This is a genomic window from Pseudomonas neuropathica (genome assembly GCF_051174785.1).
In the GTDB taxonomy this organism is placed as follows: Bacteria; Pseudomonadota; Gammaproteobacteria; order Pseudomonadales; family Pseudomonadaceae; genus Aquipseudomonas; species Aquipseudomonas neuropathica_A.
Genome location: NZ_CP195111.1, coordinates 2,626,474 through 2,641,275, shown reverse-complemented (window position 1 = coordinate 2,641,275; position 14,802 = coordinate 2,626,474). Strand labels below are relative to the sequence as shown.

Annotated in this window: 13 protein-coding genes; 3 read left to right on the top strand and 10 right to left on the bottom strand. The window is 60.1% G+C overall.

Annotated elements, in window-relative coordinates:
* Positions 1 to 78: 78 nt before the first annotated feature.
* Positions 79 to 4,365: a DEAD/DEAH box helicase gene (locus ACRRSD_RS11965; protein ID WP_435038184.1), complete on the bottom strand. Its 4,287-nt coding sequence runs from the start codon at positions 4,363 to 4,365 to the stop codon at positions 79 to 81.
* 309 nt (positions 4,366 to 4,674) lie between these two features.
* On the opposite strand from ACRRSD_RS11965, the gene ACRRSD_RS11960 reads away from it, so the two are divergent.
* Positions 4,675 to 5,559, top strand: a complete 885-nt coding sequence (locus ACRRSD_RS11960; protein ID WP_049802170.1) for a sugar nucleotide-binding protein — start codon at positions 4,675 to 4,677, stop codon at positions 5,557 to 5,559.
* Positions 5,552 to 6,484: an NAD-dependent epimerase/dehydratase family protein gene (locus tag ACRRSD_RS11955; RefSeq protein ID WP_435038183.1), complete on the top strand. Its 933-nt coding sequence runs from the start codon at positions 5,552 to 5,554 to the stop codon at positions 6,482 to 6,484. The genes ACRRSD_RS11960 and ACRRSD_RS11955 overlap by 8 nt, the downstream gene beginning before the upstream one ends.
* A 368-nt stretch (positions 6,485 to 6,852) precedes the next feature.
* Here the strand turns inward: ACRRSD_RS11955 and ACRRSD_RS11950 are convergent, their stop codons facing one another.
* The 8 genes from ACRRSD_RS11950 to ACRRSD_RS11915 form a co-directional block, all read right to left on the bottom strand.
* Entirely contained in the window at positions 6,853 to 7,551 is a 699-nt protein-coding gene (locus ACRRSD_RS11950) for an OmpW/AlkL family protein (RefSeq protein WP_007910962.1), read from the bottom strand.
* A gap of 222 nt (positions 7,552 to 7,773) precedes the next feature.
* The gene (locus ACRRSD_RS11945) at positions 7,774 to 8,292 is read right to left on the bottom strand and encodes a DUF3299 domain-containing protein (protein ID WP_127929951.1); all 519 of its coding nucleotides are present in this window, start codon (positions 8,290 to 8,292) and stop codon (positions 7,774 to 7,776) included.
* 11 nt (positions 8,293 to 8,303) lie between these two features.
* Complete coding sequence (locus ACRRSD_RS11940) at positions 8,304 to 9,569, bottom strand: ABC transporter permease (RefSeq protein ID WP_435038182.1); 1,266 nt, start codon at positions 9,567 to 9,569, stop codon at positions 8,304 to 8,306.
* 1 nt (position 9,570) lies between these two features.
* Positions 9,571 to 10,281 (bottom strand): ABC transporter ATP-binding protein, encoded by a 711-nt coding sequence (locus tag ACRRSD_RS11935; RefSeq protein ID WP_435038181.1) that lies wholly within the window; start codon positions 10,279 to 10,281, stop codon positions 9,571 to 9,573.
* A gap of 138 nt (positions 10,282 to 10,419) precedes the next feature.
* On the bottom strand, positions 10,420 to 11,019 hold the full coding sequence (locus ACRRSD_RS11930; RefSeq protein WP_435038180.1) for a DUF2796 domain-containing protein: 600 nt from the start codon (positions 11,017 to 11,019) through the stop codon (positions 10,420 to 10,422).
* Between the two features lie 157 nt (positions 11,020 to 11,176).
* Entirely contained in the window at positions 11,177 to 11,743 is a 567-nt protein-coding gene (locus tag ACRRSD_RS11925) for a hypothetical protein (RefSeq protein WP_435038179.1), read from the bottom strand.
* On the bottom strand, positions 11,740 to 12,690 hold the full coding sequence (locus ACRRSD_RS11920) for a CHAP domain-containing protein (RefSeq protein WP_435038178.1): 951 nt from the start codon (positions 12,688 to 12,690) through the stop codon (positions 11,740 to 11,742). The genes ACRRSD_RS11925 and ACRRSD_RS11920 overlap by 4 nt, the downstream gene beginning before the upstream one ends.
* Positions 12,687 to 13,268, bottom strand: coding sequence for a PAAR domain-containing protein (locus ACRRSD_RS11915; RefSeq protein ID WP_435038177.1), 582 nt, complete (start codon positions 13,266 to 13,268; stop codon positions 12,687 to 12,689). The genes ACRRSD_RS11920 and ACRRSD_RS11915 overlap by 4 nt, the downstream gene beginning before the upstream one ends.
* A 134-nt stretch (positions 13,269 to 13,402) precedes the next feature.
* On the opposite strand from ACRRSD_RS11915, the gene ACRRSD_RS11910 reads away from it, so the two are divergent.
* A complete protein-coding gene (locus ACRRSD_RS11910; protein ID WP_435038176.1) occupies positions 13,403 to 13,762 on the top strand; it encodes a hypothetical protein in 360 nt (119 codons plus the stop codon).
* Between the two features lie 4 nt (positions 13,763 to 13,766).
* Here ACRRSD_RS11910 and trxA read toward each other — a convergent pair whose 3' ends face one another.
* Positions 13,767 to 14,639 (bottom strand): thioredoxin, encoded by an 873-nt coding sequence (gene trxA, locus ACRRSD_RS11905; protein WP_435038175.1) that lies wholly within the window; start codon positions 14,637 to 14,639, stop codon positions 13,767 to 13,769.
* Between the last annotated feature and the right edge of the window lie 163 nt (positions 14,640 to 14,802).

Genomic DNA, 14,802 nt, shown 5'->3' with positions numbered 1-14,802 from the left:
GCTCCCACATTGGATTTGTGTACGCCGTGAAACCATGTGGGAGCGAGCTTGCTCGCGAAGAGGCCAGTGAGGATAACCTCAATGCCGGATCAGCTTGCAGCGCACCTGCTCCATCGCGATCTGATCCAGCTCCAGCCAAAATTGCGGCTTACCCGCAATCTCCGCCGCCGCCGGCAAACCATCGCGATACACCAACCGATTAGTCACCAACGCCGGCACCTTCACCCCCGGCAATAGCGTCCCGGCCAGATTCAGCGGATCGACCCCACACACCGCCACCAGACTGCCGTCATGCGGCCGCCGCCTTACTTCGCGCAACAACGGAATCGCCTCAGGCAAGGCAAACTGTTCCCCCGCCAAGCCACTGACAAACCGCCCGCCGCGAATCTCGCCGCGCGCTTCCAGCCGATGAAACGTGCGCAGCAATTCGCGCCAACTCGGCAACCAGTCCGCCTCGCGCTCCAGCAAGCGCCAGAACACCACGCCATAGCGCCGCAACAATGTCATCGCGACATGTTCAAGGGTTTCGCTGTTATCCACAGCTGCCCCGCGCCGCAGCAACGCCCAGCGCCCGGCATCATCCATCCCACCGATAAACGCCCCGCGCCCACGCCTACTGCTGCGCTGCTGGCGCTTGCTCGCCGGGGTGATCAACGCGCGCAGGCCGGCGAAGCTGTCGGCGTTCACCAGACCGGCGCCGACCAGCTCCTGCAAGGCGATTTCCAGCTCCGTGCGCAGTAAGTGCGCTTCATGAATCAGCTCATCGAAAAACAGCGCGCCGTGCTGACTCAAAGCTTCAAATACTTTCCGGGTTTTCGGCGAGAGTTCGCTCACGGGCGTCTGTTCGGCCAGCGCACTCCACAGGCCGATCTGACTGCGCGGCAGCAGCACGATAGGCGTACTGCGCAACGCCGTGCCGCTGACTTTCTGCCGGGCACTGAGGCGCATCCACACCAGCTTGCCGTTGCGGCACAAGTCATCCAGCCAGCTCGGCGAATAATCTTTGAGACGCGCCGGAAGAATGTCGCTGTCCCACGCTGAAGCGGCCGTCGCGTAGCCTTCGAACTGGCCGATGATCGCCGGTAGCACAGCGCTGCCCTGGCCGCGAGTCGCGGGTGACAGATGCTGCCAGTCGAACAGAAACCGCATGAAATCCTGCAGCGCGACCGGTTCTATTTCCCGGCGCAGACGCTTGACCGTGTAGCGGTGGATGCGCGCAAGCAGATGGCGTTCGCACCATTCCTCAACCTTCACCTTGGGCGTGAACTGACCGCGTAACACGTAACCCTCGCGCTCCAGTTGGGCGAGTGCCTGATTGACTTGAGCGGTCGGCAGGGCAAGCGGTTCGGCGATGGCGGACAGCGGCAGTGGGCCGAAAGCACCGAGGCGGGCGCGGATCACTTCGACCAAGGCCTCGTCAAACGTCCAGGGCTCAGCAAATCCCGGCAATGCCACCAGTTCGTCCTGCAGTCTGGCTTGTGGATAAAGCGCTTGCAGGCAGGTCAGGCGTTCGCGGGCCAGCCATACACAATGCTCGGCATCGATTTGCAAACGGCAGGCGCGACCGCTGTGGGTGAGATTTTCCAGCCATGCTCGCCAGCCTTCGTTCGCTAGCACTTCAGCCTCGCTGACACACGCCAGGCTCATCAGCGCTTCATGCATTTCATCCACAGCGTTCGGCGTCGGCCAGGCTTCTACGCGCACAGCATCAATGGCGTCCGCATCCAGCGCACCGAGATCATCGGTCGATTGCGGATCGCTCCAGCGCCGGTTGATCACCGCCTGGGTACGACGTTCTTCCAGCGGTGCGTCGTCGAGAAAGGTGTACGGCCGCGCGCTGAGAATTTCAGCGGCGAGCGGCGAGGGCGCCGGCAGATCTCGGCTGATCAACCGCACGTCGCCACGCTCCATGCGCCGCAGCAGATTGAGCCAGCCTTCGCTGTCCATCGCCTCGTGCAGGCAATCGTCGAGGGTTTGTTCGATCAATGGATGCTCGGGAATTTCGCGTTCGCCGGCGAGGTTTTCCAGGCAGGCGATCTGATCGGGAAACACGCTGGCAATCAGGTCTTCGCTTTTCATCCGCTGCAACTGCGGCGCGACCTTGCGCCCACCGGTAAAACGCGGCAACGCCAGTGCCACACCGGCATTCCAGCGCCAGCGCACGCCGAACAACGGCGCATCGAGCACTGCTTGAATGAGGATGTGCTCGGCGCTGTTGCTGTGCAGGTAGCGCCAGACGTCATCGAGTTCAAAGCTGTGGCTGGTGGACAACGACAGCACGATCGCGTCTTCGCTGGCGGCGGCCTGCAATTCGAAGTTGAAGGTGCGGCAGAAACGCTTGCGCAGGGCCAGGCCCCAGGCGCGGTTGATGCGGCTGCCGAAAGGCGTGTGGATGATCAGTTGCGTGCCGCCGGACTCGTCGAAAAACCGCTCCATCAGCAGTGTGTCCTGCGAGGGCAGGGCGCCGAGGGTCTGGCGGGCGCGGGCGAGGTATTCGACCAGTTGTTCGGCGCTGGCAAGGTTGAGACCGAGGGTGTGCGTCAGCCAGTCGAGCGCCGGTTGCAGATTGCCCGGGCTGGCGCCGAGCAGTTCGTCGAGCCGCGCTTGCAGACGTGCTACGGCGAACGACAATTCATCACTGCGTCCCGGCGCTTCGCCAAGCCAGAACGGAATGGTCGGCGGCTGGCCGTGGGCATCCTCGACGCGCACCTTTCCGGTTTCCACGCGCAGGATGCGATAGGAGGTATTGCCGAGCTGGAATACATCGCCAGCAATGCTTTCTACGGCGAAGTCTTCGTTGACGCTGCCGATATTCAGGCCTTGCGGCTCGAGCATGACGCTGTAATCGGCGTTGTCGGGGATGGTGCCGCCGCTGGTCACGGCGGTCAGCTGCGAGCCACGGCGGCCACGCAAGGTGCGGCTGACGGCGTCGCGGTGCAGGTACGCGCTGCGAATGCCTTGGCGACCGTTGTAGCCTTCGGCGAGCATGCTCAGCAGGGCCTGATAGTGTTTTTCGTCGAGATTGCGGTAGGGCGAGGCTTGGCGAAACCTTGCGAGCAAGGCGTCCTCCGACCATTCCTGACAACTGACCTCGGCGATGATCTGCTGTGCCAGTACATCCAGCGGTGCTTCGGGAATGTGCAGGGTATCGAGTTCGCCACGGCGCACGCAGTCGAGCAGGGCGGTGCATTCGATCAGGTCGTCGCGGGTGGTGGCGAACAATCGGCCCTTGGGTGTGCCGCCGACCTGGTGCCCGGAGCGGCCGACGCGTTGCAGAAACCCGGCGATGGAGCGCGGTGAGGCGATCTGGCAGACCAGATCGACTTCGCCGATATCAATGCCCAGTTCCAGTGAGGCGGTGGCGATCAGCACTTGCAGTTCGCCGCGTTTGAGCCGTTGTTCAGCGTCGAGGCGAAACTCCTTGGCCAGACTGCCGTGATGCGCCGCCACGGCGTGCTTGCCGAGGCGTTCGCTCAGGTGTCGGCTCAGGCGCTCGGCCAGTCGCCGGGTGTTGACGAAAATCAGCGTGGTGCGGTGCTCGCGGGCAAGTTCCGCAAGGCGGTCGTAAACCAGCTCCCAGACATCGTTGGCCATGACTGCCGACAACGGCACGGGCGGCACTTCGATACCTAGATCCCGTGGCCGGGCGTGGCCGATGTCGATGATTTCGCAGGGGCGCTCATGGCCGACGAGAAATTGCGCCACGGCTTCGACCGGTTTCTGCGTGGCGGACAGGCCGATGCGGGTCAGCGGTTCGCTACACAACGCCTGCAGGCGCTCAAGGCTCAGGGCCAGATGACTGCCGCGTTTGCCGGCGGCCATGGCGTGGATTTCATCGATGATCACCGTGCGTGTGGTGCCGAGCATTTTCCGTCCCGACGCCGAGCCGAGCAGGACGTAGAGCGATTCCGGGGTGGTCACCAGAATGTGCGGCGCGGTCTTGCGCATGGCCGCGCGATCTTTTTGCGGGGTGTCGCCGGTGCGCACGGCGGTGGTGATTTCCAGCTCGGGCAGATTCATCTGCCGCAGTTGCTCGGTAATCCCGGCCAGCGGGTTTTGCAGGTTGATGCGAATGTCGTTGGACAGCGCTTTCAGTGGCGAGACGTAGACGACAAAGGTTTCGTCGGGCAGGCCGTCAGAATGTTCCAGGCCACGGTGGACGAGGTCGTCGAGCACCGCGAGAAACGCGGTGAGGGTTTTGCCGGAGCCGGTGGGCGCAGCGATCAGCGTCGAACGGCGCTGGCGGATCAACGGCCATGCGCGAGCCTGGGCGGCGGTGACCGTCGCGAATGTGTTGCTGAACCAGGCGCTGACGGCGGGGTGAAAGCCTGCCAGGGCCGCGTCCGTGGGGATGGGCAGATTCATGGTTCAAGTTATGCGGGCGCGGGTGGGAAGATGCAAGTACCGCTGGGATCTTCAGCGTCCAGGCGGGCCTCTTCGCGAGCAAGCTCGCTTCCCCCAGTGGATTTTTGTGCACCGCAAAATCCCATGTGGGAGCGAGCCTGCTCGCGAAGGGGCCGGTCGGGACAGCACAAATCCCGGAGATCTGCACTTTACGGATGACGGTTGCGCACTAAACCCGCAAAATGCAACGATTCCGGTAATTATCGACGACGGTTCCACGAGATCCGTCGCTAAAGCCATCGTTCCAATCAGACTGGGCCTGCTGACTCTATGCGAATGCGCCTTATGTTACTGGGCGGCGGAAATGCCCTTGGGCAGGCGCTGATTCGCCTCGGTGCAGAGGAAGACATCGGTTTCCTCGCCCCCCGCCCGCCCGAAAACGGCTGGGATGCCGCGAGCCTGACCCAATTGCTCGACGACACCCGTCCCGATGCATTGATCAATCTCGCCTACTATTTCGACTGGTTCCAGGCCGAAACCGTCAGCGAAAGCCGTATGGCCGGGCAGGAACGTGCAATCGAACGTCTGGCCGAACTGTGCCAGCACCACAATATCGTCCTCGTCCAGCCCTCCAGTTATCGGGTTTTCGATGGCTCGCGTGCCACGGCGTACAGCGAAAAAGACGAACCGGTACCACTGGGCCTGCGCGGTCAGGCGTTGTGGCGAATTGAACAAAGTGTGCGCGCCACGTGCCCGCAACACGTTTTGCTACGATTTGGCTGGTTGCTCGATGACAGCCCCGATGGCACCCTCGGACGGTTTCTCGCTCGCGCCGAGCAACCGGAAGAATTGTTGCTGGCCGATGATCGCCGGGGTAATCCGACGCCGGTCGATGACGCCGCACGAGTGATCATCTCGGTGCTCAAGCAACTTGATTGCGCGGCGCCGCTGTGGGGCACGTATCACTACGCCGGCCACGAGGCGACAACGCCGCTGGCGCTGGGGCAAGCGATTCTGACTGAGGCGCGCAGCCTGCATGCGCTGGCTATCGAAGCACCAACTGCACAGGCCCACGCCGCGCGACCGGACGCTGCCGAAGAGCCACAGCACGCGGTACTGGCCTGCAAGAAAATTCTGCACACTTTCGGGATCAAGCCGCGCGCCTGGCGTGCTGCACTCCCGGGCTTACTGGATAGGTTCTACCGTCATGGCTGAAAGGACTGTTTTAATCACCGGCGGAGCCGGCTTCATTGGCTCGCACTTGACCGACGCCTTGCTCGCCAAGGGGCATTCGGTGCGAGTGCTCGATGACTTGTCGACCGGCAAGCGCAGCAACCTGCCGCTGGATAATCCAAAGCTTGAGCTGATTGTCGGTGATGTTGCCGATGCGGCGCTGGTGGCCAAGGCCATGCAAGGCTGCAGCGCTGTCGCTCACCTTGCCGCTGTGGCTTCGGTGCAGGCGTCGGTGGATGATCCGGTCAAGACTCACCAGAGCAATTTCATCGGCACGCTGAATGTCTGCGAAGCCATGCGTCTGGCCGGAGTCAGACGTGTGGTGTACGCCTCTAGCGCAGCGGTGTACGGGAACAACGGTGAGGGCGAGTCGATTGATGAAGACACGCCCAAAGCCCCGCTGACGCCTTACGCGTCGGACAAACTGGCGGGCGAACAGTATTTCGATTTCTATCGCCGCCAGCATGGCCTGGAACCGGTGATTTTCCGCTTCTTCAACATCTTCGGCCCGCGTCAGGATCCGTCCTCGCCGTATTCCGGGGTGATCAGCATTTTCAGCGAACGTGCGCAGAAAGGCCTGCCGATTACCGTGTTCGGTGATGGTGAGCAGACGCGTGATTTCCTCTATGTCGAAGATCTGGTCGATTTGCTGGTACAGGGGATCGAAAAGCCTGAGGTGGAAGTCGGCCCGGTGAACGTTGGCTGGAACCAGGCGATGAGTCTCAAGCGGATGCTCGAGGCGCTTGAAGCGGTAGTCGGTGAGCTGCCACCGATCAGCTATGGCCCGGCGCGTTCTGGTGATATCCGGCATTCCCGGGCGAATAACGCTCGTCTGCTGGAGCGCTTCAAGCTGCCGCAGCAGACGCCGATGAGCGTGGGGCTGGCGCGGTTGTTGGGGCGCTCCTGAAAAGAGCCCTCACCCTAACCCTCTCCCTGAGGGAGAGGGGACTGATCGAGGTGTACTTTCGAGTTACGCCGACGTGAAATACCGAGTCGAACTGAGATTTTGAAGAACACACAAATCTGCTCCCTTTCCCCCCTCTCCCTGAGGGAGAGGGCTGGGGTGAGGGGGATGATCCAACTCACGCCACACATTTGCGGCAGGCATGAAAAAGGCGCCCTTTGACAGGCGCCTTTTTCACGGCCGGAATATGTCGCTACTCCTGTGGCGAGGGGAATGTTATCCCCCGATCAACTGCGTACGGTCGCCGTCAGTTCTATGCCTGCTCGCCACCAAGCCTCATTCACCACCACGTGAACGTTCGGTCAATCGACTTAGAACTTATAGCCCAAACCGACCATGTAGATGAACGGATCGACATCGACATTCACCCGTGCACGTGTGCCCGGCGCAACCGCGTTGTTCTCAACGGTGGCGCGGGTATCGATGTCGATGTAACGCACTTGGGCGTTGAGCATGATGTTGTCGGTCAGCATGTAGTCGGCACCGACCTGCCAGGCCAGACCCCAGGAGTTTTTCGCCTTGAAGTTGCTGAAACCGTTGGCGCTGGCTTCGCTGCCGACGTGTTCGTCATAGATCCAGGTGTAGTTGATACCGCCACCGACATACGGCTGGAACGGCGACTTCGAGTCCAGTGGGTAGTAGACGACGCTGAGGGTCGGCGGCAGGTGTTTCAGGGTGCCGAGCTTGCCGTTGGCCGCTGGCAGGGCAGTGCCCTTGAGCTTGACGTCATGCTCGAACGGCGTGGCCGCGAGCAATTCGAGGCCGACGTGATCGGTGAGCATGTAGGCGAAGTTGAGACCCAGTTGGGTGTCGCTGCTCATGGTCGCCTTGCCGCCCAGATTGGTGCCGCTCAGCGGACCCTGATCAACCTTGACGCTGGAGCTGTCGGCCTTCGGATTGACGGTGATCGCACCGGCGCGGATGAGGATGTCACCGGCTTCGTGGGCGTGGGCGAGCGGGGCTGCGAGCGCGAGGGCAAACAGCGAAGCGCTGAGCAAGGACTTGTTCATGGGGGCTCCGAAAGGACGTTAGAAATGTCTGATGTCCTATGGTACGAAGCCAACTGATACGGTCTTTTGACTCAGCTCAATGAAACAGTGAAGGGGCAGATTTCTGTGGAACCTTGGGGGCCTCTTCGCGAGCAGGCTCGCTCCCACTTTGGGATGTGATCTCCTGTGGGAGCGAGCCTGCTCGCGAAGACGATAGATCAGCCAATACAAAACTACCGGGATTCACTCCGGCAGCTCATACACGTAAATCTTGTCCGCATCCATCTGATACCCGGCATCCGCCAGTTCACTGCTCGACGCCTTGACCTGCAACGGCCCCTCGACCCAGTACGGCTGATACAACTCATCCAGCTTCACGCCCAACTCGCTTTTTACATGCACAATCTGGTTCGACGGCGGTGGCGGTACGTGGATGCAGGCGCCGAAATACGGCACCAGCAAAAAGTCTGTGGTGCGCCCCTCTTCATTGACTTCCAGCGGCACGATGTAGCCCGGCAAACGAATGTTCTGCCCGTCGAGCGACTTCACCACCGGCGCGTTCGGCAGGTCCTGCTTCGCCGCTGGCGCGGACTCGGCAGACAACGCATCGCCCATCTTCGACAGGTCGTGTAGCGGCGTCATGTTCGGCACTTCCGGCGCAGCGTCCGGCGGGATCATTTCCGACCACGTCAGGTCTTTCGGCGCCGCTGCCCACACAGGCAGGGCGATCAGCAACAGCAGCGCGAGTGCGGCGCGGGGCATGGTGAACATCCTCATAAACGGATCGACAGGCCATCGGCCAAGGATTGGCGATAAGCGCGCCAGGCCGGCACGCTGCCCATCAGCAGCGCGGCCGCCAGAATGCCACCGAGCAGCGTCCATTCATACTCGCTCGGCCAGGCCAGCGGCAGGAACAAACCATAGTTGGCCTGTACATAACCCTGCGCGGCGGCGATGCCGATGTACAGCAATGCCAGACCTGCGATAACGCCCGTCAGTGCCAGCGCGAAGGCTTCGAGCACCAACAGGCTCGCGATATGCCACGGTCGAGCCCCGACCGAACGCAGAATCGCCATTTCGCGGCGCCTTTCGTTGAGGCTGGTGAGAATCGCCGTGAGCATGCCGATCAACCCGGTCAGCACCACAAACAGCGAGACCACAAACAGCGCTTTTTCGGCGGTGCTCATCAGGCTCCACAATTCTTGCAACGCTACGCCCGGCAGAATCGCCAGCATCGGTTCGCCACGGAATTCATTGATCTCGCGTTGCAGCGCAAAGGTGGAAATCTTGCTGTTGAGGCCGAGCATGAACGCGGTGATCGCTTGCGGTTTCAGGTCCATGTTGCGTGCCTGATCGGCGCTGATCCGGCCATTGCCCCGTGCCGGCACACCGTTGTGCCAGTCGATGTGAATCGCCTCCATGCCGCCGAGGCTGATGTGCAACGTGCGATCGACCGGCGTGCCGGTGCGCTTGAGAATGCCGACTACGGTGAACGGTTTGTCGTCGTGCTTGACCAGACTGATCGCTGCCACACCGTGGGCCAGCACCAGTTTGTCACCGAGTTTGTAATGCAGCGCCTCCGCGACCTCGGCACCCAGCACCACTTCGAACGGGTCCGTCGCAAACGCGCGGCCGTCGGCCAGTGCCAGGTGTTGCTGGCGACCGTACTGGTAATGCTCGAAATAGGCTTCGGTGGTACCCATCACCCGGTAGCCGCGATGAGAGTCGCCGAGGGACATCGGGATTGCCCACTTCACTTTCGGGTTGCTGGCGAAGTGTTCGAAGCTGTCCCAGCGGATGTTGTTGGTGGCGTTGCCGATGCGGAATACCGAGTACAGCAACAGGTTTACCGAGCCGGAGCGGGCGCCGACGATCAGGTCGGTACCGCTGATGGTGCTGGCGAAACTGGCTTTGGCTTCGGTGCGCACCCGCTCGACGGCGAGCAGCAGGCACACCGACAGGGCAATGGCGAATGCAGTGAGCAGGGCGGTAAAGCGGCGGTTGGCCAGGCTGGCCATGGCCAGACGAAACAGATACATCTCAGACCTCGGCAGACGTGGCGGCGCGATTGAGTTCGGCCAGGGACAGATGACGGTCGAACAGCGGCGCCAGGCTCTGGTCGTGGCTGACGAACAGCAGACTCGATCCGGCCTCGCGGCATTCGGCGAACAACAGGCGAATGAAGTTTTCCCGGGCGTCGTAATCCAGCGCCGAGGTCGGTTCGTCGGCGATGACCAACTCAGGTTGACCGATCAAGGCACGCGCGGCAGCGACCCGTTGTTGCTGACCGATTGACAGTGAGTCAGCGCGACGGCTGAGGAGACTTTCGTCCTTCAAACCCAAGTGCGCGAGCAAGGTCGCGGCGGCTTGATCGACGCTGCCGTGGCGCTGTTTCGCCCGTTGCGCACGCAGTTTCGAGAAGTGGCACGGCAGCTCAACGTTCTCGCGCACCGAGAGAAACGGCAGCAAGTTGAACTGCTGGAAGATGTAGCCGGTGTGATCGACACGGAACGTATCGCGAGCGCCGGCGGAGAGTTCGGTCAGCTCCTGGCCGAGCAGGCGAATGCTGCCGCGAGCGGGTTTCTGCACGCCGCCGAGCAAACCGAGCAGGGTGGTCTTGCCGCTGCCGCTGGGGCCTTTGAGGAACAGGGTTTCGCCAGCTTCCAGACGAAACGCCGGGATGTCCAGCAACGGCGGATGACCGGGCCAGTTGAAGCCCAGGTTGGACAGTTCGATGAGTGCTTGGGTCATGGCACCAGTTTCATGGTTGGACACTGAACCTCTGTGGGAGCGGCCTGCTCGCGAATGCAATCGGACAGTCGACATCGATGCTGACTGATGCACCGCTTTCGCGAGCAGACTCGCTCCCACAGGGGATTTTCGGTGTTATCAGAATTTCAGCGCGGCAGCCTTGGCCGTCACTTCGGTACCTTGCTGGCCGCTGGCGCTGATCAGTTGTACCTGAATTTTCTGCGTCGCCGGGAAGGTCTTGAAGACGTTCGCCAGATCGAGGGTCTTCAGCGCGCCCGGGCTGGCACAGTTGAACTGATAGTGCGCGTGGATTTCGCTGTGGTCGTGGTGATGCTCGTGACCGTCCTTGTCCGCTTCATCGTCGTCATGGTCATCGGCATCCGGCTTGTCGCCGAACAACGGGCTCTCCAGTTCCTGACTGACCACTTTGCAGCCGGCAGCCGCAGGCAGGCTGAACAGGGCCAGCGGTTTTTCCAGCTGCGCACGGGCGGCAGCGACTTTGGCTTTATCGGCATCCGAAGTCGCAACGTGTTCGAAACCCACGAGGTTCATCGCCGGGCTTTCCAACTCCAACTCCAGGGTCTGACCATCGAGCGCCGCGTTCAATCGACCGACGCCGTGTTCATGCGCGCCGAGGCTGCCGTGTTCATGGTCGTGATCGTGGTCATGCTCATCGGCAGCATGGGCGATGGCCAGCGGCAACAGGGCAAACGGCAAAGCGAGCAGCAGACGACGCATGGCGGTCTCCGGGAAGTAAAGTGAAGAGTTTGTTATGTAATCTTATAACGAAAGTGCGCAGAGTTTGCCCGTGCGCTCCGCTTTGCGCAAGACATGACTGAGCGCCGCCCGGGACAGATTCCGGGCGGCACATAGATTGGATGTCACACTTTTAGAGTCAGAAGCCTGCGCCGGGATAGTCGAACCAGTAATGTCCCGATAGCACATGCTTGATCAGATTTGCGTCTAGCACGCTCGGCGCATCGCGACTGAAGCGCTCGCGCCAATCCGGGAGCCACCAGTAGTTGATGGCTGTTCCGCGTGGAAGTACTACAAGTGTCATCACCTCCCGATCAATTTTTTCATCCGCGTAGAGTTGATGGGTGCGATCCATGAAGCCCATGTACTGATTAATCGGCAGATGAAACATGAGTGCAGTGGTGAAGATTTTTTCGCTCTGACTGAAGGTTGGACTGCTCAGAATCTGCAACGCTTCGCAAACATGAGCCTGTGGTTGACCAGCGATTTTTTGGCCTTCTGGAGTAGAAAGTATGTCGAAACGGTCATCCAGATCCCTCCAGTCGATACGGTTATTTCCCTCAAAGTAATTGCGAATTACGGCAGTAAGCTGACCTTGCTCTGTGTTTTTGGAAGTACAGGCTGAAAGGTCGGCAGGCGACCAAAAGCGCCATGCCACGATGAATAGAAGTGAAGCAGTCAGGATTATCCAAGAGAGTCGTTTCATTGTGGTTTGCTGTATTTGTAACGTCGAAAAATGGTGAAGTCATGGTCGCTTTCCACCGCGTTGCCCGACGCATGACGAAAGCCTGCATCATTGACTTCAACTTTCTCCCAGCCTGCCGAAATGCAGACGCCCTGAGTCAGAACAAAACCCACGTGTCCGCTGGCATCCGAGTAATTGACTGCATAAGCGCCGACATCGCCCGGTAAAGGTGAATGTTCCACTTTCCAGCTATTGAGAAGTCGTCCGCTGTCGGCCCATTCACCCGCCAGCGGTGGGCTGACCTTGGAGAAATACGGCAGGTATTTGGATTTTCCATGTTCGATCAATGCCACATTGACCCCGATCGAAGTCAGCACGTCATAGACAAACAGATTGCATTTGTTCGTGTTTGCCGGGAACTCCACACTTTGCTTTAGCGTTGGATGCGCCAAAGACTGTTTGCTTTTGTTGCCTGCCCATTGCGTGGAACCTCGGTGTGAAAGCGCCTCCATCAATATTCGGCGCGGCATATCCTGGATGACCACTTTCACGGTGCGGGTCTCGTTTTTGCGTTTGACCCCGTACTCCACCTCGTAAAAGGTGTCATTGGAAACGGCACCGCTAGTGGACAAGGGAACCTTGACCCACGGTGAAACGGCGACGATCGACAGTGATTTGCCTTCGGTCAGCGTGGCTGTGTGCATCGCCTTTGTCGCTCCAGATGAGCCGACGATCTGAACAGTAACTTCGTGGCTATCGCGGGTTTTTACCGAGGGCAATGTCTTTGAACCCGAGAGGGTGATGCCGGTTTGCCCCTTGTCAGAGATGAGCGAGTAAATGCGGGGTTTGTCATCGTTCTGAATAATGTTGTCGTCGATGATCGATCCATCCACCAGCATCTGAAACTTGATGCCTTTTGGTGGCTGCATCAGAAAGTCTTTAAAGATCAGTTTGATTTCCGATTTCATGACAGATCCTGTTGCAACGGTTCTTCGTAGGCATAAAACGTCCACTCGGAATCTTCACCGACCAACAGAGTGTCGTAATCCGCGTGGTTTTCTACTTTGTGTTCGCAGCCTTCACCCGTGGCGCTGCAGGTGCTGTCTTGCAAGACAGCCACCTTTTTTTTGTCCTTGAGTTTGTAGGACAGTCCAGGCTTTTCGACGTCGTCCAAGCGTTCGATGATTACTTGCAGGTAACGATACGAAGTCAGCGCAACAATCGGTGGCCCCATGTCGATAGGCGCGGGGCGGCCTATTCCGGCAAAACCACTGTGTTGTTGAGGCAGCAGTTTGTTGGACATGGGCGGGCAGCCGCAGGCGACATAATCATCTACCAACGCGGCGGGGCCAGCAGGCAATATCAGCGTTCTTTCGCCCACTGCCACGATCGGACCTTTGCCGGGACCGCAAACCGGACAACTGGCGAGTTGTCCGATGGAGGCGATTATTTTTCCTTCGATATTGAGGTTTTCATTTCCCTCAAGTACCACGCCACCTGTAGAGGTCGGGCCTCCCTTTGAGGCCAGTTTTCGTCCTGAAGACATTGGGATCCTTCCCGCGAAAAAGAGATCAATGTAGTCGATTACCCGAGAATTACCAGATGCGTTTGGCGCCTTTACTTGGCGTTGCACAAGTCCCGTGGGAGCATGCAGGTCAGAAAAGTGCAGGAGCGAACTCAATGTTGCGGATACGCGGAACTGTCGGCGATGTGCCGGTGGACTTGACGGTGGAACTGGATGACGGCGATTGGGCGAAGCTCGGTTCAGCGCTGAATGGGCAGGCGCCGGTCGCTCAATCTGAGCCGGTCGCATCAGCCCCGGCTGCGAAACCGCTGAATCAAGACGATGCCTTGTGGCAGGTGGCCAAGGATCTGTTGCGCAAGGCTGGGCAGCTCAGCGGTCCGGATCTGCTTGATCAACTGGAAGGGCTGACCGGCAGCGCGGCGGCGGGTAAACGCTTGCTGGTGCGTTTGCGCCACAGTTCGGACGTGAAAGTGGTGAGCGGCGGGGATACGCCGCTCTACAGCTGGATCGAATGAGGGCTTAGTAAAGCGCAGCAAACACCTTGCGACGGTACACATTCACCAGCGGATGATCATTGCCCAGCAGCTCAAACACCTGCAGCAAGGTTTTGTGCGGCAGACCTTCGCTGTAGCTGCGGTTGCGGATGAACAGCTTCAGTAGTGCATCCAGCGCCGCTTCATATTGCTGGCGAGAGAGCTGCTGAATCGCCAGTTGATACACCGCCTCATCGTCCTGCGGATCTTTCGCCAGACGCGCTTTCAGGTCAGCAGCATCCGGCAGGTCACGCGCCAGACCGAGGAACTTGATCTGCGCCTTGGCCCCCGCCAGCGCGGCTTTGTGTTCGTCGCTCTTGACTGCATCCAGCACGGTTTGCGCTTCGTCCAGCTCGCCGCGTTCAGTCAGGCAGCGCGCGTAGAGGATTAGCGCCTTGGCGTTAGTGTTGTCTTCATTGAGCATCACCACCAGCGCCGCTTCGGCGTCGGCATAACGCCCGTCATCGAACAACGCCTGAGCCTGCTCGAACGGATCAGCTGCGGCCGGTGGCGGCATCTGCACATGCGGCTCAAGCAGGGCGCGCACGGCGGATTCCGGTTGTGCACCGGCAAAACCGTCGACCGGTTGACCGTCCTTGAACAGCACTACGGTCGGCAGGCTGCGAATGCCGAAGCGGGCGACGATGTCCTGCTCGATGTCGCAGTTGACCTTGGCCAGCAGCAATTCGCCCTGATAACTCTCGGCAATGCCTTGCAGCATCGGCATCAACGCCTTGCACGGCGCACACCATTCGGCCCAGAAATCCACCAGCACCGGTTTGTTGAAAGAGGCCTCGATCACCGACTGGTCGAAATCGGCCGTCGTGGCGTCGAAGATGTATGGCGTTTGCTGACTCATGGGGGATCTCGTCAAAGCGTGGATGGGGCAACTATACGGCTTGGTGGGGTGTGGCCGGAAGCGGGGCAGGGTTTGAGAGGTGTGTTGCATGGGCGGACGCCTTCGCGAGCAGGCTCGCTCCCACATTGGATCTGTGTCGTTCACGAAAAACCTGTGGGAGCCA